This is a genomic window from Phyllobacterium zundukense, from assembly GCF_025452195.1.
Classification (GTDB): domain Bacteria; phylum Pseudomonadota; class Alphaproteobacteria; order Rhizobiales; family Rhizobiaceae; genus Phyllobacterium; species Phyllobacterium zundukense_A.
Genome location: NZ_CP104973.1, coordinates 766,257 through 786,688 on the forward strand (window position 1 = coordinate 766,257; position 20,432 = coordinate 786,688).

The 20,432-nt window shown below is 58.8% G+C and carries 17 protein-coding genes; 4 read left to right on the forward strand and 13 right to left on the reverse strand.

The window, feature by feature from the left end; genetic code table 11:
• Window positions 1-380: 380 nt before the first annotated feature.
• Entirely contained in the window at window positions 381-3,332 is a 2,952-nt protein-coding gene (gene polA, locus N8E88_RS16120; protein WP_262294556.1) for a DNA polymerase I, read from the forward strand.
• 198 nt (window positions 3,333-3,530) lie between these two features.
• On the opposite strand, the gene N8E88_RS16125 is transcribed toward polA, so the two are convergent.
• The 10 genes from N8E88_RS16125 to N8E88_RS16170 all read right to left on the reverse strand — a co-directional run bounded on the left by N8E88_RS16125 (window position 3,531) and on the right by N8E88_RS16170 (window position 13,892).
• The gene (locus tag N8E88_RS16125) at window positions 3,531-5,114 is read right to left on the reverse strand and encodes an FGGY-family carbohydrate kinase (RefSeq protein ID WP_262294557.1); all 1,584 of its coding nucleotides are present in this window, start codon (window positions 5,112-5,114) and stop codon (window positions 3,531-3,533) included.
• Window positions 5,114-5,800 carry an HAD family hydrolase gene (locus N8E88_RS16130; protein WP_262294558.1) on the reverse strand — a complete coding sequence of 229 codons (687 nt, stop codon included), beginning with the start codon at window positions 5,798-5,800 and terminating at the stop codon, window positions 5,114-5,116. Before N8E88_RS16130 ends, N8E88_RS16125 begins: the two co-directional genes overlap by 1 nt.
• Window positions 5,797-7,275 carry a mannitol dehydrogenase family protein gene (locus N8E88_RS16135; protein WP_262294559.1) on the reverse strand — a complete coding sequence of 493 codons (1,479 nt, stop codon included), beginning with the start codon at window positions 7,273-7,275 and terminating at the stop codon, window positions 5,797-5,799. The genes N8E88_RS16130 and N8E88_RS16135 overlap by 4 nt, the downstream gene beginning before the upstream one ends.
• A 57-nt stretch (window positions 7,276-7,332) precedes the next feature.
• Window positions 7,333-8,109, reverse strand: a complete 777-nt coding sequence (locus tag N8E88_RS16140) for an L-iditol 2-dehydrogenase (protein WP_262294560.1) — start codon at window positions 8,107-8,109, stop codon at window positions 7,333-7,335.
• Between the two features lie 188 nt (window positions 8,110-8,297).
• Window positions 8,298-9,296 (reverse strand): ABC transporter ATP-binding protein, encoded by a 999-nt coding sequence (locus N8E88_RS16145; RefSeq protein ID WP_262294561.1) that lies wholly within the window; start codon window positions 9,294-9,296, stop codon window positions 8,298-8,300.
• A 12-nt stretch (window positions 9,297-9,308) separates the two neighbouring features.
• Complete coding sequence (locus tag N8E88_RS16150; protein WP_262294562.1) at window positions 9,309-10,139, reverse strand: carbohydrate ABC transporter permease; 831 nt, start codon at window positions 10,137-10,139, stop codon at window positions 9,309-9,311.
• Between the two features lie 4 nt (window positions 10,140-10,143).
• A complete protein-coding gene (locus tag N8E88_RS16155; protein ID WP_112525590.1) occupies window positions 10,144-11,016 on the reverse strand; it encodes a carbohydrate ABC transporter permease in 873 nt (290 codons plus the stop codon).
• A gap of 106 nt (window positions 11,017-11,122) precedes the next feature.
• Window positions 11,123-12,433, reverse strand: a complete 1,311-nt coding sequence (locus N8E88_RS16160; RefSeq protein WP_262294563.1) for an ABC transporter substrate-binding protein — start codon at window positions 12,431-12,433, stop codon at window positions 11,123-11,125.
• 170 nt (window positions 12,434-12,603) lie between these two features.
• Window positions 12,604-13,557: a sugar-binding transcriptional regulator gene (locus tag N8E88_RS16165; RefSeq protein WP_262294564.1), complete on the reverse strand. Its 954-nt coding sequence runs from the start codon at window positions 13,555-13,557 to the stop codon at window positions 12,604-12,606.
• Window positions 13,554-13,892, reverse strand: a complete 339-nt coding sequence (locus N8E88_RS16170; protein ID WP_262294565.1) for an Rdx family protein — start codon at window positions 13,890-13,892, stop codon at window positions 13,554-13,556. Before N8E88_RS16170 ends, N8E88_RS16165 begins: the two co-directional genes overlap by 4 nt.
• Window positions 13,893-13,954: 62 nt before the next feature.
• Between N8E88_RS16170 and N8E88_RS16175 the strand changes: the two genes are divergently transcribed.
• On the forward strand, window positions 13,955-14,206 hold the full coding sequence (locus N8E88_RS16175; protein ID WP_262294566.1) for a hypothetical protein: 252 nt from the start codon (window positions 13,955-13,957) through the stop codon (window positions 14,204-14,206).
• A 248-nt stretch (window positions 14,207-14,454) separates the two neighbouring features.
• On the forward strand, window positions 14,455-14,931 hold the full coding sequence (locus N8E88_RS16180; RefSeq protein ID WP_262294567.1) for a hypothetical protein: 477 nt from the start codon (window positions 14,455-14,457) through the stop codon (window positions 14,929-14,931).
• 125 nt (window positions 14,932-15,056) lie between these two features.
• Here N8E88_RS16180 and N8E88_RS16185 read toward each other — a convergent pair whose 3' ends face one another.
• Both N8E88_RS16185 and N8E88_RS16190 read right to left on the reverse strand, forming a co-directional pair.
• Window positions 15,057-17,504: an alpha/beta hydrolase family protein gene (locus N8E88_RS16185; protein WP_262294568.1), complete on the reverse strand. Its 2,448-nt coding sequence runs from the start codon at window positions 17,502-17,504 to the stop codon at window positions 15,057-15,059.
• 183 nt (window positions 17,505-17,687) lie between these two features.
• Window positions 17,688-18,248: a DUF2239 family protein gene (locus N8E88_RS16190; RefSeq protein ID WP_262294569.1), complete on the reverse strand. Its 561-nt coding sequence runs from the start codon at window positions 18,246-18,248 to the stop codon at window positions 17,688-17,690.
• 143 nt (window positions 18,249-18,391) lie between these two features.
• On the opposite strand from N8E88_RS16190, the gene lepA reads away from it, so the two are divergent.
• On the forward strand, window positions 18,392-20,200 hold the full coding sequence (gene lepA, locus N8E88_RS16195) for a translation elongation factor 4 (protein ID WP_112525767.1): 1,809 nt from the start codon (window positions 18,392-18,394) through the stop codon (window positions 20,198-20,200).
• A 12-nt stretch (window positions 20,201-20,212) separates the two neighbouring features.
• On the opposite strand, the gene N8E88_RS16200 is transcribed toward lepA, so the two are convergent.
• A complete protein-coding gene (locus N8E88_RS16200) occupies window positions 20,213-20,383 on the reverse strand; it encodes a hypothetical protein (RefSeq protein WP_262294570.1) in 171 nt (56 codons plus the stop codon).
• Between the last annotated feature and the right edge of the window lie 49 nt (window positions 20,384-20,432).

Consider the following 20,432-nt stretch of genomic DNA (forward strand, 5'->3'; position numbering starts at 1 on the left):
CAACGGACAACGGAAGGGCGGCTCTTTTTTGCCGCTGGCTTACGACAACGCCACAAAAGAAATGGCCGCCGTGGCGGGGGGACCACAGGCGACCAGATCACTACACTCACTTTGCGGTCAACCCTGGAGAGGGGGATGAGGCTGGCCGCAAGTCCGGTGTTAGGCGGGGGACGAGCCTTATAAACCGGACATCGATCTAACGTCGACAAGTATGGATTTGGGGGGCAAACCGTGGCAATTCAAGGGCACAAGAGATTACATATTTGTAACAAAGGTGTGATGCGCAAATGTCAGGATGATTATGTTTCCAAGGGTAGTTTCCTCGAAACCGAAAGACACCGCATTTCCTTTTTCCCGATCATCATTTAATCGTAGGCGCCATGAAAAAAGGTGATCATCTCTTCCTCGTCGACGGTTCCGGTTATATCTTCAGAGCCTATCACGCACTACCTCCCCTGACCCGCAAATCCGACGGTTTGCCGGTTGGCGCTGTGTCAGGTTTCTGCAACATGCTGTGGAAGCTGCTGCGGGAAGCGCGCGACACGTCCGTCCGCGATACGCCCACACACTTTGCCGTGATCTTCGATTATTCGTCGCATACATTCCGCAAGGAAATCTATCCGGACTACAAGGCAAACCGCTCGGCACCGCCGGAGGATCTCATTCCGCAGTTCGGCCTTATTCGCCAGGCAACCAAGGCTTTCAATCTGCCCTGCATCGAAAAAGACGGCTACGAGGCGGACGATCTGATCGCCACCTATGCCCGCCAGGCCGAAGCGGCAGGCGCGGAGGTCACCATCATCTCTTCAGACAAGGATCTGATGCAGCTCGTCACGCCGATGGTGACGATGTACGACAGCATGAAGGACAAGCAGATCCGCATCCCCGACGTCATAGAGAAATGGGGCGTGCCGCCCGAGAAGATGATCGACCTGCAGGCGATGACCGGAGATTCAACCGATAATGTGCCGGGAATTCCGGGCATCGGACCGAAAACGGCGGCGCAATTGCTGGAGGAATTCGGTGATCTCGATACGCTGCTTGCAAGGGCCGGCGAGATCAAGCAGCAAAAGCGGCGCGAGAATATCATCCAGTATGCGGAACAGGCCCGCATCTCGCGCCAGTTGGTCACTTTGAAGACAGACACTCCGGTCGACGTCGGCATCGAGGATTTTAGCCTTGAACCCCAGAACGGCCCCAAGCTCGTCGCGTTTCTCAAGGCAATGGAGTTCAATGCGCTGACGCGGCGCGCGGCAGAGGCAACAGGCGTCGAGGCCAGCGAGATCGAACCGGCAAACGTGCTCATCCAGGCGGTTGCAGAGGCGCACGGCCCGGACCTCGATGTGGCATCCGAAGACGATCTCCCCAGCCCGCCAAAACCGGCTTCATCCGCATCGAACGGCGCCAAGCCGGCTTTTGGCAATGTGGAGGGGACACCGGCGGGCCTGGTGAAGGCCCGCACCGACCAGGCACTTGCCGCCAAGATCGATCGCAATTCCTATGCGACCATTCGGGATGTTGCTGCACTGCAGGTCTGGATCGACGAAGCGATGGCATCGGGTGTCATCGCCTTCGACACGGAAACCACCTCCGCAGACCCTATGCAGACCGAAGTCGTTGGACTATCGCTGGCGACGCGGCCGGGACGTGCCGCCTATATCCCGATCAATCATGTATCCGGCGACGGCGATCTTCTCGGCGGTGGGCTGGTCGAGCACCAGATACCCGAGCGCGAAGTGTTTCGCATGCTGAAGCCGCTGCTCGAAGACGCGTCGGTCCTCAAGATAGCGCACAGCATGAAATATGAGTGGCTGGTCATGCACCGCTACGGCATCGATCTTCATCCACTCGACGATACGATGCTTATCTCCTATGTGCTCGATGCCGGTGAAGGCAGTCACAGCATGGACAGTCTTTGCGATCGCTGGCTGGGCCACAAGCCTCTCGCCCATAAGGAGTTGATCGGCTCGGGCAAGTCTTCGGTCACCTTCGACAAGGTTTCCATCGAGCGGGCAACGGAATATGCGGCGGAAGATGCCGATGTCACCTTGCAGCTCTGGCGTTTGCTAAAGCCTCGTCTCGTCGCCGACGGGCTGGTGTCGGTGTATGAGCGGCTGGAGCGGCCGCTTATACCTGTGCTCGCGCGCATGGAAGAGCGCGGCATTTCCGTCGACCGGCAGATACTTTCGCGCCTGTCGGGCGACCTTGCCCAATCCGCCGCAGCGATCGAAGAAGAGATTTACCGGCTTGCTGGCGAGAAGATCAATATCGGCTCACCGAAACAGATGGGCGATATCCTGTTTGGCAAGATGGGCTTGCCAGGTGGTTCCAAGACGAAGACCGGGCAATGGTCCACATCGGCCCAACTCCTTGAAGATCTTGCTGCGGAGGGACACGAGCTGCCACGCAAGATCGTCGACTGGCGCCAGCTGACGAAGCTCAAATCGACCTATACCGACGCCCTGCCCGGCTATATCAACCCCCGGACCAAGCGCGTGCACACCTCATACGCCATGGCGGCAACCTCCACAGGCCGCCTTTCATCGTCCGAGCCGAACCTGCAGAACATTCCGGTACGCACGAGCGAGGGCCGCAAGATCCGCACCGCCTTTATTGCCGAGCCGGGAAACAAGCTGATTTCCGCCGATTACAGCCAGATCGAATTGCGGGTCCTTGCGCATGTCGCCGAAATTCCGCAACTGACGCAAGCTTTTGCCGATGGCATCGACATCCACGCCATGACTGCCTCCGAAATGTTTGGCGTGCCGGTGAAGGATATGCCGTCGGAGGTGCGCCGCCGCGCCAAGGCGATCAATTTCGGCATCATCTATGGCATTTCGGCATTCGGTCTCGCCAATCAGCTGTCCATTCCGCGCGAGGAGGCCGGCCAATATATCCGCACCTATTTCGATCGTTTCCCGGGAATCAAGGACTACATGGAAGCGACGAAAGCCTTCGCCCGCCAGCATGGCTATGTCGAGACGATCTTCGGCCGGCGCGCGCACTATCCGGAGATACGTTCGTCCAACCCGACACACAGGGCATTCAACGAGCGTGCCGCCATCAATGCGCCGATCCAGGGCTCAGCGGCCGACATCATTCGCCGCGCCATGGTACGAATGGAACCCGCCTTGAATGAAGCCAAGCTCTCGGCGCGCATGCTGCTGCAAGTGCATGACGAATTGATCTTCGAGACTGCCGAGGAAGAGGTCGAAGCGACTATTCCGGTCATTCGTCATGTGATGGAAAATGCCGCCATGCCTGCAGTGTCGCTGTCAGTGCCGCTGCAGGTCGATGCGCGTGCGGCGCATAATTGGGATGAAGCACACTAATCCATGCGCTGCATGATTATTGTGCGTGATTCGCCCTTCGACAAGCTCAGGATGGGGCTCACCATGAGGGAGGTGGGTTGTTTGCAGTAGGGAGATCAAGAAATTGCAACATATGCGATTATCGTTGCAAAACTACTACCTCCCTCATGGTGAGCCCCGTCGAACCACGCACAATCGCAATGCAACCTTCCTCAATAATTACTGCAGCGAATCCAGCACTTTGCGCTGGGCGTGCATTTCAAGAAAAATACGATAGTCGCGATCGAGGCGAGCCCGGGCGGTCGGGTCAGGCTGGCGCGATCGGCCACCCTGTTTCATGGCCAAACAAGCAGCAGGCAAGTCGGGATAGAGACCGGCTGCCGTCGCAGCCACCATGGCCGTGCCGAGCAGTACGGCGTCTTCGGCCGCCGACGTGATCACCGTGCAGCCGGTAGCGTCGGCATAGAGCTCCATCAGCAAAGGGCTTTTGGTATGACCGCCTGTCACATGCATCGTGTCGATGGCATAGCCCTTGTCGTTGAGCGCATCGAGAATGTGCCGGACACCCAGCGCAATCCCGACGCAGGTGCGCCAGTAGAGGCGGCACAGGCTGTCGAAAGATGCATCGAGTGTCAGACCGCTGATCACACCCACCGCGTGCGGATCAGCGAGCGGTGAGCGGTTGCCATGAAAATCCGGAAGAACGTGCAGGCGGCTGGCGAGATCCGGCCCTTCGCTTTCGCGCAGTTCCATGATGCGTTCGGTGATTTTCCTGTGTACGGCAGCATTTGGATCACCGACGGCTCCATGCCAGCGGGTGATATGGTCCAGCAACGCTCCGGTCACGGACTGGCCGCCTTCGCTGAGCCAGCAATCCGGCAGAGCAACGCCATAATACGGCCCCCAGCCGCCGCTGAAGGAAATCGGCTCCGGCGAGAGCGCCATGAGGCAGCTCGATGTACCGGCGATCAGCGCAAGGTGGCGATCGATTTGCGACAGATCGCCGGCAAAGCCGCCGAGTACGCCGAGCGCGCCAGCATAGGCATCGATCAACCCCGCTCCGACGTGGCAGGAAGTGGTCAGTCCGAGCGCCTTGGCAGCTTCGGGCGTCAATCGCCCGACATCTGCCCCCACGGGACTGGCACGGTCGGGCAGATTGCCGCGTTCGACCAGATCTTCGAGGCCGATGGTTTCAAGGTAGTCCGGCTGCCAGCCCTCCAGCTCATGCGCAAGGTACGTCCATTTGCAGGTCAACGTGCATTGCGAACGAGCGAGCGAACCCGATGCTCTCCAGCTCAGATAATCTGCAAGGTCGAAGAAATAGCCGGCTTTGTTCCATGTCTCCGGCAAATGCCGTTTCAGCCACATCAGCTTCGGGGTCTGCATTTCCGGCGACATGACGCCGCCAAGATAGCTCAGCACTTTGTGGCCGGTCGCCGTGCATTCATCCGCCTCGTCGAGCGCGCGGTGATCGAGCCAGACGATTGTATCCCAACGTTTCTCGTCGGAAGTCGAGACAGTGAGCGGCCTGCCGTCCCCGTCCCGGACAACGAGGGAACAGGTGGCGTCAAAACTTATGCCAACGACATGAGAAGGATCGACCCTGGAGGCGGCGACGGCGCCCTGTACGGCGATACAGACAGACTTCCATATGTCTTCAGAATCATGCTCTGCATGACCCGCAAGCGGCTGATTCATCAGGATTGGATGTTCGACGCGACCAAGGAGTTTTCCGCTGGCATCAAGAATGCCCGCACGCGCGCTCCCTGTCCCGACATCTACCGCGCAGACAAATTCCGGCATCAACGAACTTTCGGTGTGACCTGCGTGAGCAAGCCCGGCAACTCCAACATGTCGCTGAATATACGGTCTGGATTGCGGGACGCAAGTGCAGCCTCAAGCCGTCCGCCGCGCGAGTGCGTACCGCCTGTGAAAGCAAAGACCCGCATGCCGGCGCTCTTGGCCGCCTCGATTCCTGCCGGGCTATCCTCGATCACGAGGCAGTCCTTTGGTTCGACCTTCATCGTTTTCGCAGCCAGCAGAAAAAGATCCGGTGCGGGCTTGCCATGTTTGACCATGGTGGCACTGAAAATATGCGGATCCAGAAGGTCGAGCAATCCCGTCAACTTCAATGACAGGCGAATGCGATCGGGCTGGCTTGATGAGGCCACGCAGCGCGGCACATCAAGTTTGCGCAGAGTCTCGGCTATACCCGGTATCGGCTGCAGATCAAGCTCAAAGCGAGCGAACAGATTGGCCCGCATCTCGTCGAGATCTGCCTCGCTTGCGGCGAAACCGTAATCTTCATGCAGGACCTTGCTGATCGTCGTCATGCTGCGCCCGAGGAAGCGGTCATAGGCGTCATCCTCCGACATCACAGTGCCATTCTTGGCGATCATCTCGAGCAGGACGGCGATGGAAATCGGTTCGCTATCGACGAGAACACCGTCGCAGTCGAATATCACCAGATCTGGTTTCGCTGTCGTCAAAGCTTGTCATCCAGGTAAAGCCTGAGGGTGTCGCGAGCGCCCTTGTCCCAGAGCGTCCGGAGGATTCGCGAGAACGATTCGGCGAAAATCGGCGATGTGCCGACCTCTCCGAAAATATCGGTCATCGCGAGGAATGCTTTCGGATCGTCCTTGGCCTTCAAGGCTTCAACTTTCAAGCGTTCAGCACTGGCGTCAAGATAGTTCGTCGGCTTGCCTGTATCGGTCGTCCCTGCACAGAAGCGGCACCAAAGTGCTGAAACCAGCGACAGGCCGGTGACGCTCTTGCCCGCTTTCAGCCGGTCGGCAGTCGTCGGCAGAATGAACTTCGGCTGGCGATTGGAGCCATCCTGGCAGAGGCGCTGGATCGTATCGCCGATCTTCGGATTGGAGAAACGCCGTACGATGAGGTCGAAATAGTCCTCGAACGGCATGTCGGGAACGGGCGGCAGGACCGGAATGATCTCCTCCCGCTCAAGTTTGGTCAAGAATTCGCGAATCAACGGTTCTTCCATGGCCTCGTGGACAAAATGAATATCCATCAAAGCTGCGGGATAGGCAATCGCCGCGTGACCACCATTGAGAATGCGGATTTTCATCAGCTCATAGGGTGCGACGTCCTTGACGAAGGTAACACCAACCTTTTCAAGCGCTGGCCGGCCTGTCGGGAAATGATCCTCCAGCACCCATTGCTTGAATGGCTCGCAGAAGACCGGCCAATTGTCGTCTATGCCGAAATCCGTGGCCAAGAGGTTGCGTTCGCGATCGGTCGTCGCAGGCGTGATGCGATCAACCATGCTGTTTGGGAACGCAACGTTTTGCCTGATCCATTCGGCGAGATTCGCATCCACAAGGGTGGCCAGACCGCTGACGGCATCGCTGGTTACGTGGCCATTGCCTGGAATATTATCGCAGGACATGACCGTGAACGGCGCGGTGCCTTCGTTGCGGCGGCGAATGAGGCCGGCGAGGATCAGGCCAAACACGGTCTTCGGATTTGCGATGTCGGCTGCATCGGCCACGATGGCGGGATGCTGGGGGTTGAAAACACCCGAAGCCGGATCGATGAAATAACCGCCCTCGGTGATGGTCATCGAAACGATACGGATTTCGGGATCCGCAAGTCGGGCGATGGTGTTGGCGCTGTCTCCAGGTTGCAGATAATCGATCATCGACGACGTGACATGCGCGACCCGGTGTCCGCTGTCCTGTTCGACGACCGTGGTCAGCCAATCCTGCTCCTTGAGCTTCTGCCGCATGACCTCATCGGAGGCAAGCACACCTGCACCGACAAGACCCCATTCGTGATCTGTCCCCGCCTTGAACAACGCATCGAGATAGACGGCCTGATGTGCACGGTGGAAATTCCCGATGCCGAAGTGAACGATCCCGGCCTTGAGGTCGGACTGGCTATAGCCCGGAACGCCGACATTCTCCGGCAGCTTTTGCAGCGCGGCTTTCGAAAGTTTTACAGTCATCGGGCCTAACCCTTCTATTCTTATAGGTTGCGTGCACCGTTCAGCGCCGCTGAAACGTCAGCTCATCCAATTGCCGCCGTCGACATTGTAGGTCTGCGCGACGATGTAATCGCTCTCGCTGCTTGCGAGGAAAATCGCCATGCCAGTCAGATCTTCGGCGGTGCCCATGCGGCCATAGGGCACGGCTTCACCGACGAGGCGTTTCTTCTCGCCGCGCGGCCTGTTTTCATACTTGGCAAAGAGCGCATCGACGCCTTCCCAGTGCTCGCCGTCGACCACACCCGGAGCAATCGCGTTCACGTTGATGCCATGTTCGATAAGGTTCAGGCCGGCGGACTGGGTCAGGCTGATGACGGCCGCCTTCGTGGCGCAGTAAATCGCCACCAGTGGCTCGCCGCGACGTCCCGCCTGACTTGCCATGTTGATGATCTTGCCGCCCTTGCCGCGTGCGATCATCGCCTTGGCGACAGCTTGCAAGGTGAACAGCGTGCCGGAGAAATTGACCGCGAACAGCTTTTCATAGCTCTCGCGACTGATTTCGACGATCGGTGCCAGATCGAACAGAGCGGCATTGTTGATCAGCACATCGACGCCGCCAAACTTGTCGATTGTTTCCTTGACCGCAGCATCAATAGACGCCTGATCCGTAACATCAAGGCGGACGGCGTGCGCCTGGCTGCCAAGTTCCCTGGCGGTCTCCTGCGCACGCTCCAGATTGATATCGGCGATCACCACATGCGCGGCGCCTTCGCGTATGTAAGCCTCCGCGAACGTTCGGCCGATGCCCCGCGCCGAGCCAGTGATAAATGCCGTCTTGCCTGCCAGTCTGTTCATTTCAAATTGCCTGTCTTTCCATATTCACCCCCACCCGCAGCTTCGCTGCGACCTCCCCCATCAAGGGGGCGGTGGAAGATGCCACGACCCTCTTCACCCTCCCCTTGATGGGGAGGGTCGGACCGAAGGACCGGGGTGGGGTGAAATGTGCCTGATACGCCAGTTATGAGCATAATTCGAGCTAACCTCTAAATTGCCTGGCCGTTCGCATCGAAGCGATGCAGGCGCGCGGGCTCTGGTGTCAGGTAGACCTGCTGGCCGAAATCGGTGCTGAAATCGCCATCGGTCCGCACGGTGATCTTGCCGACGCCGTCGACCTGTACGTGGATGAAGGTGTCGGAGCCGAGATGTTCCGTCACGCCTACAGTGCCCTTCCAGGCGCCCTCGGTCTTCGAGATACGGACATGTTCCGGCCGCACGCCGAGTGTGACCGCATTTTGTTTCGCGGCTTCCTGTCCCTCGACGAGGTTCATGCGCGGCGAGCCGATGAACCCGGCAACGAAAACGTTCCGCGGGCTGCGGTAGAGGTCGAGTGGCGATCCGACCTGCTCAATGCGTCCGGCATTCAGGACGACGATCTTGTCGGCCATGGTCATCGCCTCGACCTGATCGTGGGTGACGTAAATCATCGTCGTTTTCAGCTGGTGATGCAGATCACTTATCTCCAGCCGCATGTTGCCGCGCAGCGCAGCGTCGAGATTGGATAGCGGTTCGTCGAAGAGAAACGCCTTGGGTTGGCGCACGATTGCACGGCCGATTGCGACACGCTGGCGCTGACCGCCGGATAGTTGTCCGGGCCGGCGATCGAGATAGTTGGTGAGATTGAGGATATGCGCCGCGTCCTTGACCTTCTTGTCGATCGCAGCCTTGTCCTGGCCATCCATCTTCAGGGGAAACGCGATGTTGCCGTAGACGCTCATATGAGGATAAAGCGCGTAGGACTGGAATACCATGGAGAGGCCGCGCTTGGCGGGCGCCTCGCTCGACATATCCTTGCCATCGATGATGATGCGGCCACCGCTCAAATCTTCAAGTCCCGCGATCATCCGCAAGAGTGTGGACTTGCCACAGCCCGAGGGACCGACGAAGACAACGAATTCACCATCAACGATTTCAAGGTCGATTTCCGGAATCACCGCTGTGGTTCCAAATGATTTCGATACTTTTTCGAGTGTAATGCTTCCCATAATATTTCCCCCTTATTTCACAGCGCCGAAGGTCAGGCCCCGTACCAGCTGCTTTTGCGAAAACCATCCCATGATCAGGATCGGTGCAATCGCCATGGTGGATGCGGCCGACAATTTGGCCCAGAAAAGGCCCTCGGGACTGGAGTAGGACGCGATGAAGGCGGTGAGAGGTGCGGCATTCGCGGCTGTCAGGTTCAGCGTCCAGAACGCCTCGTTCCATGCAAGGATAATGTTGAGGAGCATGGTCGATGCGATCCCCGGTACGGCCATCGGCGTCAGCACATAGACGATCTCCTTCATCAGCGATGCGCCGTCCATGCGCGCCGCTTCGAGGATTTCACCCGGAATTTCCTTGAAGTACGTGTAAAGCATCCAAACAATGATCGGCAGGTTGATCATGGTCAGGACCGCTACAAGGCCAAGACGCGAGTCCAGAAGCCCCCAATCGCGGAAGATCAGGTAGAGCGGAACCAGGACGCCGACCGGCGGCATCATCTTGGTGGACAGCATCCACATCAACACGTCCTTGGTGCGCTTGGTTGGCGAGAACGCCATCGCCCATGCTGCGGGAATGGCGAGAGCCAGACCTATCAGTGTCGAGCCGACCGAGATGACGACCGAATTCGTGACGTGTTTCATATAGTCGGATCGGCTTTGCACCTCGTGGTAGTTTTCCAGGGTCCAGTCGAAGAACAAGAACTGCGGAGGCGTCGCCACCGCCGTTCCTTCCGTCTTGAAGCTGGTCAGGAACGTCCACAGGATCGGAAAGAAGATCAACAGGCCGATAGCCCAACCGAGAATGGTGAATGTCAATTTGCGGCGATTTGTGACTGCTCGGGCCATGACTCTACCTCTCCAGGTTCTTGCCGATGAGGCGAATGAGGAAGAAGGCGACGATGTTGGCGAGGATCACCGCGACGATACCGCCGGCCGAAGCGCCGCCTACGTCGAACTGAAGAAGCGCCTGTGCGTAAATCAGATAGGTGATGTTCGTCGTCTGAAGTCCCGGACCACCGTTGGTCGTCACCAGAATTTCGGCGAAGACGCTGAGCAGGAAGATGGTCTGGATGAGGATGACGACCGTGATGGCGCGCGACATATGCGGCAGGACCAGATAGAAAAACCGAGAGAGCGCCCCGGCACCATCCATTTCCGCCGCCTCTATCTGTTCGCCGTCGAGCGACTGCAAAGCGGTCAGCAGGATCAGCGTGGCGAAAGGCAGCCACTGCCAAGCGACGATGAGAATGATCGAAAACAGCGGCAGCTGGGCGAACCAGTCGATGGGCTGGAACCCGAACGAGCGGGCGATCCACGCGAACAGGCCGTTTACGGGATGCATCAGCATATTCTTCCACACCAGCGCCGAAACAGTCGGCATGACGAAGAACGGCGCGATGACCAGAAGCCGGACGATGCCCTGCCCCCAGAATGGCTGGTCAAGTACCAGCGCCAGCAGGACGCCGCCAATGACTGTGATGAGCAGCGTGCCGCCGACCAGCATGAGCGTGTTGCCAAGAGCGGTGAAGAAAGCCGGGTCAGTAAGAAAGTACTGATAATTGAGAAAGCCGATAAATTCCTCGGTTCCCGGCATCAAAAGATTGTAGCGCAGGAACGAAAAATACAGCGTCATGACAAGCGGCACGATCATCCACAAAAACAGGAGGATGACGGCGGGCGACATCATGAGACGGGCGGTTGCACGTGTCTGAAGCGTAGCCATGGTCAGGGTTCCAATACAGCAATCATCAAAAAGCGAGAATGCAGAAGGAGGCCCGGGCGGATCCTGACATTCGCGTCAGGAAACCGTCCGGATGCCTGAGAGGACTCTACTTGATGTAGCCGCCCTTGGTCATCTCGCGAGTCGTGAGCGCTTGCGCACTCTGCAATGCCTGATCAACCTTCATCGAGCCGGCAAGCGCCGCCGAAAACTGCTGACCTACAGCTGTGCCGATACCCTGGAACTCGGGAATGGCGACAAACTGGCCACCCGTATAAGGCACCGGCTTGACAGTCGGCTTGGTGGTATTGGCAGCATTCATCGCATCGAGCGTAATCTTGGCGAAGGGAGCCGCCTTCTCGTATTCAGGGTTGGCATAAAGCGACTTGCGTGTGCCCGGAGGAACGTTGGCCCAGCCTTCCTTGCTCGCGACAAGCTCCGTATAGGCCTTGTCGGTTGCCCAGGAGACGAACTTCTGCGCAGCTTCCGCCTTCTTGGTGCCTGCCGGAATACCGAGGTTCCAGGCCCACAGCCAGTTACCATGGTTTTCGACGCCGCCTGTCGGGAACAGCGCATAGCCCACCTTGTCGGCAACCTTGGAATCCTTCGGGTTGGTCACGAAGGACGCAGCCACCGTCGCATCGATCCAGATGCCGCATTTGCCGGTCTGGAACAGCGCGAGATTTTCGTTGAAGCCATTGGACGAAGCTCCGGGAGGGCCCGCTTCCTTCATCAGGTCGACGTAGAAGGTCAGCGCCTTCTTCCATTCGGGCTGGTCGAACTGCGGGGTCCACTTTTCATCGAACCAGCGCCCGCCAAACGAATTCGACATTGCGGTCAGGAGCGCCATGTTCTCGCCCCAGCCGGCCTTGCCACGCAGGCAGATGCCGTAGGTCTCGGTCGACTTGTCCGTCATCTTCTTCGCCGCGTCGGCGATCTCGTCCCAGGTCGGCTTTTCGGAAATCTTGACACCGGCCTTTTCGGCCAGGTCCTTGCGATACATGACCATTGCGCTTTCGCCGTAGAACGGCGAGGCATAGAGCTTGCCGTCAACGGAGACGGCGGCATCGATAGCCGGCAAAAGGTCTGACTTGTCATAGTCGGCGCCAAGGCCGTCGAGCGGCAGGAGCCAGCCCTGCTTGGCCCAGATCGGCACTTCGTAGGTGCCGATGGTCATGACATCGTACTGACCGCCCTTGGTGGCGATGTCGGTCGTGACGCGCTGACGCAATACGTTTTCTTCGAGCGTCACCCACTCAAGCTTGATGTCCGGATTTTTCTTGGTGAAATCTTCGGTCAATTTCTGCATGCGGACCATGTCGCCATTGTTGACCGTGGCGATGGTCAGCGTTTCCGCATGCGCGAAACTCGACATGGCGAGTACCGACGCCGCGCCGAGCAGAAGCGTTCTTGATAACATCTCATTCCTCCCGAATGTTATGAGCAATTGCTTGTGGTATGGGCAAATACTCACACAATGGCAAAACAAGTCAAGAGCAATTCGTCGCTGCACTGCAATATTGAGAAGGATTTTTGCCTATTAACCCAATTCCGGACGGAAAACCGGTTCCCAATTTTCCTGGAATTGCTTTAGCCCGCGAGCAAGGTTTCCGCCGTGGCCTCATCGGTGATCAAGCCATTGATAAGACTGCCTTTTAGCGCCGCCTCGATGCCCGGCAGCTTTTTCGGCCCCTTGGCGATGGCGATGACCATGGCGGTGTCGCGCGAAGGAATATGCGCGCTGGCGACGCGGTCATTGGTCAGGCCCTTGAGCGGCACGCCGTTGCGGTCGAAGGCGCGCCCGACGATTTCGCAGACCCCGCCAGCCTGCCTGAGCGCCAGAAGTTCCTCGCGCGAGATGAAGCCATCGATGAAGAGTGGCGCATCCTCCGACAGGTCCCCGATGCCGAGGAAGGCGACATTCGCCTGTGCCGACAATTCAAGCACCGGGCGGATCATCGCCTGGCTATGCAGGAGCTCGCGCTCCTCCGGCGAAGAGGCGATGACCGGCAGCGGCATCGGGAAGGAGCGCGCCTTGATCTTGTCGGCAATATTGAAAATAACGTTGTAGAAAGCCGCCGAACCATCCGGCGCGATATTGCCGGTCAGCGACACCACCTTGTGCTGCGGGCATTCGATCGGTGACAGCAGCTCGATTGCCGCCTTCAGCGTGCGGCCCGTGCCGATGCCGAGAACAATCGGCGTTTCCGATTTCAGCCAGCGCGTCATCTCCGCCGCCGCCGCATCGGCAACGCCGAGCGTCGTCGAGGTTGAACCCGGGTCGGTCGGCACCACTTCCGCCATCTTCAGACCGAAGCGCTGCTTCAACTGCTCGGCGAGATCGAGACAGCGGGCGATCGGGTGGTCAAGCCGGACCTTGACCAGCCCTTCCGACACGGCGAGCGACACCATGCGCTGCGCCGACTGGCGCGAAATGCCAAGCTTGGCGGCAATCTCATCCTGAGTGTTGCCGGCGACATAATAGAGCCAGCCGGCGCGCGCCGCATCGTCCAATCTCGTTGTGGTGAGGTCGGGCTTGCTCACTTGTCTGCCCCGCCCTTAAGCTTCTCGCTTTGCTCGGCGCTGGCGGGGACCCCGGTATGCCCGTCCGAGTGGCCGAGATCGCGTTCCGGCCAGACGATATCGCGCACCTTTTGCTTCAGCACCTTCGCCTCGGGAAAGCCGCCATCGCGCTTGCGCTCCCAGATGAGATCGCCGTTGACATGGATCTCGAAGATGCCGCCGGTGCCGGGGATCAGGGCCACCTCGCCAAGATCGGCGCCGAAGGTGGACAGCAGTTCCTGCCCCATCCAGGCGGCGCGCAGCATCCAGCTGCATTGGGTGCAATAGGTGATGGTGATGCGCGGTTTCGTTGTCATGGTTCGTCTTCTAGCATTTCCGCACCCGGATGTAAGCTGCCGTCTGGCGCAACCATTGCACAATGGTTCGTGGCAACAATCCGGGACATCGCGACGATCCCACTACGAGCCCGTTCGGCCATCTCGACGGTACCGCAGAGCGGAAACAGCGGATCTGGATGATCGTCCTTCGAGTCCTCCAGCCTTATTCCGGTACAGCGGTGCTTGCTCCGGCATTGCGGATTCTTGCAGGTCTTGTGGTTTTGGGGGCGTTGATTTACTGGATGGCATCGCTGCTGTGCGTGGTTCGACAAGCTCACCATGAGGGAGATTGAGGACTGCACCGCTGGCCACAGACTCCACTTGGCTGCACCGCTAGTCACCGACCCTACTTGCCTCCACTGCAACCAACCCACTTCCCTCATGGTGAGCTCGTCGAACCACGCACAGCAGCGATGCCATCCGGAAAATCAACCCACCCAAAAAATTCCCCACTTCCTGACATCCTCCTGACAGTAGGTTGTCAGGAGCCCTGCGCTATATCTATCCACGAAACGGGATGAAATAACGGGAGGACAGCATCATGGACGGAGCGATCGACACCCTTGGCAGCGCAGCCGATTTTGATTTTTTCATCGGCGACTGGAACATCCGCAATCTCCGTCTGAAGGAACGTTTTGCCGGCTCCGATAACTGGGAGATCTTCCCCGCCACGTCGAGCGTGCGCAAGATTCTCGAAGGCACGGGGAATTTCGAAGAGATGCACATGCCCTCGCAGGGCTTTACCGGGATGACGCTGCGCCTGTTCAACCCGCGCGATGGATCATGGTCGCTGCATTGGGCCGACAGCCGCGCGAATGTGCTGTTTCCGCCGGTGATCGGCCATTTCGACAACGGCAAGGGCGTTTTCTACGGCGAGGATATGGATGACGGCGTGCCGGTGCGCGTGCGCTTCCTTTGGACCCCCTCGCCCGAAGCGCCACTTTGGGCGCAGGCGTTTTCCAGGGATGGCGGCGAAACCTGGGAAACCAACTGGGTGATGGAGTTTACGCGAGCGTAGCGTAAAGATCGTCCGCGCGCGGGTCGACGCTTTCCATCAATGCGGCACAAAATTAGCGTATTGCATAGTCTGATTGCCCTGCTTTGCGCCACGCCGCCCAAGGGTGAGCAGCGTGGCGCGATAGTTCAATGATTGATAATCAGCAGCTTGTCCTCGGGCTTGCCAGAGGCGGACTTGGGAGGTCCCCCATTGCCGCCGAGAGCAATGCCGCCGCTTGCCCCACCGAGCATCCCGGCCTGTGCCAACGCAATCTCAGCCAACCGCTGTTCACGCCCGAAGTTCTGCAGCTCGATATCGGTGATGGCAACCTTGCCACTCTCCTTTGGGAAAGCCAGCTTCAGTTCCTTGAGGTGTTCAAGATCGATGCCCTCGAAAGCCTTGAGCGGGATGGCAACCATGTTCATCAGGATCTTCACCTGCCCGTTGGCGTAGGGTGCGTCGGCCATATGATCGAGGAAAGGAATGTCTTTTTTGGGATCAGGTTGGCCAATCGATACAGCTGTGACCGAAATTCCCAAGGCAGGATCAGGTTGGCCGATCGAAGCTACCGCAGGCGGGGTTTCCGGGAACGGTGCGTCTCCTGCTTTGCGTCTCGGCGCATAGAGGGCATTGGTGAAATTGCTCGCTGTCACGGTGGCCGATTTGCCGGCAGTATCTGTTAACTTCACCAACACTTCCTGACCCATCGGACGCACGACGGCGATGCGGAATGTCAGGGAGTCGAAGTCTTTGGTAGAGAGATCTTTGAGATCGGTGGTGATCGCTCGCTCTACCGGCTGCGTATCCGTTTTTGGTTTCGACCAGGCAAGCTCCGCATGATCGGCAATGGAACGTAGCCCATTAACTCCGCCGCCATTGAATTCGAATCCTGACAGCCGTTTGGGCGTGCAGGCGCCCTCGCGATAGGCACCCGCGGGCATTTCGCAGCGGGCTATATCATCGAAACCGGACAAATTGATTGTTCCGTCAAGCAGATTTGTTGTTAGACTATTGCCGGATCCAAACCGCTGGATCAGCTTGCGTTTTGCTCCATCCTTTTGCACGGTCAGAACGAACCGCTCGTCGCATCGCCCGTGTGTCTTGGGGCAGGCCGCCTCGGGCACCTGGGCCAAACCATTCCAATAGGTGGCAAATATCTTCTCACCGCCGACGTGATACCGCATGAAAGAGTTTATGACGAACAACCCGGTGTTACGCTGATCTTCATCGCTCAGGCGAATGCTGTCCGTCCTGTTTTTGTCCCTCAAGCAAAAGTCTGGGCCTCTACCGAAACGGAAGTCATCATTTGTCCAGATCGTATTGTAGTCGTTGTGATTGGCGCCGTTGACCATGATCTGATAGCGCGGCGCGCGATCTTCATCGGTGCCAAAACGATTGTGATCGTAGGCCACAGCACCTTGCAACTCGGCCATGTCTCCATCGCAGGACGGCAATAGCACTGCGAGCGGTACGTGATAGATACCCGTACTACCGCCGAAGTCTGTGGGCGCCAGCAAGAATGCGCCTTTGAATTGATAGGACGGTGGTTCGTTTGCATTGCCGCTGCCGGCTGCGAAGAAGATGTTATGTTTCGTGATTGCGCTGGCAAGCTTTGCTTCGTCAACGCTTCCAGCTGTAGTAATGGCGGCAGTAAGATCGGGATAGCCGGAAAATCGAGGCCGGACTGCGGCGACGGCTGCGATCAGATCCCGCTCGGTTGTGCCGCGCCGGACCATATTGAACAGGATCGTGTTTGTAACGCCCTGACCGCCGCGCGAATGGCCCATGATGCCGATGCGCGAGAAATCCAGCTTGCCTTTCAAACCATTGAGGGCGCCTGGCGTGCCATCCGGATTGATCTGACCCTGCTCGTTGACTTGGCGAAGACGGTCGAGCGTGCCCAGCATCAGTTGTGCACGTGATTGACTTGAAGCATCACCAGCCCAAGGGTCAACCCCCCGAGTGCCGAGGCCATTGATTGCATTTGCATCGATCGACAGCACGACGTAGCCATGTGTCGCAAGGTGTTCAGCAAGATAATCATAGCCTTTGTAGCTTGCGTCCGCTGCGCTATGGTTGCCGTGCAAGAGAATAATAACCGGGAAGGTCGTTGATAGCGGCGGTCTGATCGCGTCTCGGGGATAGCGGATCCAGCCATGGATCGGTGTGAGAAGCGTGGTCCCATCGCCGAATGTGGTGGAATCACCACTTGCCACGGCAACCAAATTGCCAAGATTATACTCGTAGGCCGGTGAGGACCAGAATGTCTGCCCACCAATGGTATCCGGTGCTACCTCGATAAACCGGCTTGCCCCCTTGCTGGCGGCGGTATCGAGCAAACCTTCGATGGGGCTGGGCTCACCGCCGGTCGTCACTGGCGGCTTCGGGTCGGTTTCTGGAACCTTTGTGACATCACCAACGACCGGCTCCTTCGGCACCTTTGTGTCATCGATTACCGTTGTCTTAATTTCGGGAAAGGTTGGTTCCGGGTTGGGTTCAGGCGCGCTACTGTCATTGTTACAGCCCATCAATAGGGCAAGCAGCGCACTAAACAGGCACGCGCGGGTCAATTCCCGCGTCTTCGATTTCTTCATTGGAAACTCCTGACCTGGCAGATGCCCGCCGCAGCGAACGATCCGCCTTGAAAACACACAAAATATCGATGGCAGGGCCGCTTAAAATGGATGCGGCCGGCCGGCTAACAGAACTTGAAATGCAACAAGCGTGCCAGATCCTGTCGTTCTAGACAAAGGTATGAGTTGTCCACCGGACGCTCGTCAGTCCTCCCAGCCAAACGCCGGTTCGCTCAATCTGCGTACATGGTCGCGCACATCCGCGGGCCAGCCTTCCGTCAAATCCGTAAAGCGCTGAACGTTGCCGGCATAGAGCGCCCGCGCCGCTTCCTCGTAATGCGGCTCGTTGCCGGCGATCACCATCATGAAACGGTCGGCCGCACCTTGCGCCTGTCGCTTCCTTTCGCGCCCGCCATTTTCGTTACGTGCCGCATCGACGAGCTTGCGCAACGTAACGGAAGCGCCGCCCGGCTGGCCGCTCAGCCAGTCCCACTGCCGCGGCAGCAGCGTTACCTCACGTGCCGTAACGCCGAGCTTCGGCCGCCCCGGCTTGCGCGGCTCACTTTGGTCCAGCCGCGCGGCGATTTCCACATCGCTGCCGCGCAGGTCGAATTCGACCTGTTTCCCCGTGGCATCGTCGAAGACGAGGATCGCCTCGCCAGTATCCCCCGCGCGCTTCAGCGCCAGCGCCACCTCGACACGCGTTCCGCTTGCAATCTTCCGCATGCCCTGAAAGGCCGTGCATGTCTGTTCCGTCGTTTCCATGTTCCTGTTCACCTGTTGGATGGCAGGCTTTTACCCGGTAAAACACCTTCGTCAATATACCCGGGTAAAATTATTCTCCGCTATTCTATGACCACCCGCACGCTACCCTTCCAAATCCGCCCGAAATGCTCTATGTGGCGCGCATGAGCACTCCACTAGATCACATTCGTAATTTCTCCATCGTCGCCCATATCGACCATGGCAAATCCACCCTTGCCGACCGGCTGATCCAATCGACCGGCGGGCTGGAGCTGCGCGACATGAAGGAGCAGGTGCTCGACTCGATGGATATCGAGCGCGAGCGCGGCATCACCATCAAGGCGCAGACCGTCCGGCTGAACTACAAGGCCAACAATGGCGAGACCTATGTCCTCAATCTGATCGACACGCCCGGCCACGTCGATTTCGCCTATGAGGTGTCGCGGTCGCTGTCTGCCTGCGAAGGTTCGCTGCTTGTCGTCGATGCCTCGCAGGGCGTCGAGGCGCAGACACTCGCCAATGTCTATCAGGCCATCGACAACAACCACGAGATCGTCGTTGTCCTCAACAAGGTCGATCTCCCCGCCGCCGAGCCCGAGCGTATCCGCGAACAGGTCGAGGAAGTCATCGGCATCGATGCGAGCCAGGCCGTCCTTATTTCCGCCAAGACCGGCCTCGGCATTCCGGATGTACTCGAAGCCATCGTCAACCAGCTGCCGCCGCCGCGCGAAGGCGACCGCACCAAGCCGCTCAAGGCCATGCTGGTCGATAGCTGGTACGATGCCTATCTCGGCGTCATCGTCCTCGTGCGCATCATCGATGGCGTGCTGAAAAAGGGCCAAACCATCCGCATGATGGGCACCGGCGCCAAATATCCGGTCGAGCGTACCGGCGTGTTCACGCCGAAGATGCTCGCCGTCGATGAGCTTGGCCCGGGCGAATTCGGCTTCATCACCGCGTCGATCAAAGAAGTCGCCGACACCCGCGTCGGCGATACCATCACCGAGGACAAGCGCCCGACCGCGTCGATCCTGCCCGGCTTCAAGCCGGCGCAGCCCGTCGTCTTCTGCGGCCTCTTCCCCGTCGATGCGGCCGATTTCGAGGATCTGCGCGCCGCCATGGGCCGCCTGCGCCTCAACGATGCCTCCTTCTCCTTCGAGATGGAAAGCTCCGCTGCGCTCGGCTTCGGCTTCCGCTGCGGCTTCTTGGGGCTGCTGCATCTCGAGATCATCCAGGAACGGCTGGAGCGCGAGTTCAACCTCGATCTTATCGCCACCGCGCCGAGCGTCGTCTACAAGCTCAACATGACCGACGGCACCCAGCGCGAGTTGCACAATCCCGCCGACATGCCGGAGGTGATGAAGATCGCATCCATCGAGGAGCCGTGGATCCGCGCGACGATCCTCACCCCCGACGATTATCTCGGCTCGATCCTCAAGCTCTGCCAGGACCGCCGCGGCATCCAGATCGATCTGAACTATGTCGGCAAGCGCGCCATGGTCACCTATGACCTGCCGCTCAACGAGGTGGTGTTCGATTTCTACGACCGGCTGAAGTCCATCAGCCAGGGCTATGCCTCCTTCGACTATCATTTGTCGGATTACCGCGAGGGCAACCTCGTCAAGATGTCGGTACTGGTGAATGGCGAGCCGGTGGACGCATTGTCGATGATGGTGCACCGCGCCGCCGCCGAAAAGCGCGGCCGCGACCTTTGCGAAAAGCTCAAGGACCTGATCCCCAAGCACATGTTCAAGATCCCGATCCAGGCGGCCATTGGCGGCACGGTGATCGCGCGCGAAACCATCTCGGCGCTGCGCAAGGACGTGACGGCCAAGTGCTATGGCGGCGACGTCTCGCGCAAGCGCAAGCTTCTGGAAAAGCAGAAGGAAGGCAAGAAGCGCATGCGGCAGTTCGGCAAGGTCGAAATCCCGCAGGAAGCCTTCATCCAGGCGCTGAAGATGGGCGATAGTTGAGCGCTTTGGCCCTCAACTCCCCGTCTTGATGATCCCGATGCGCCCAGCCACTCTCTCGCTTCTCGCCCTGATCCTGTGCAGCGCGGCGTTTGCCGGCTGCAGCACGACCGCGCCGCGCACCCCGCCTGTACCCGCGCCCATCGCGCAGGGCGACGACCAGCCCGAACCACTGACGCCCGGCATCAAACCACTGACGGTGGAACAGGAAGAGCAGTTCGGGGGGTAGTGCCGA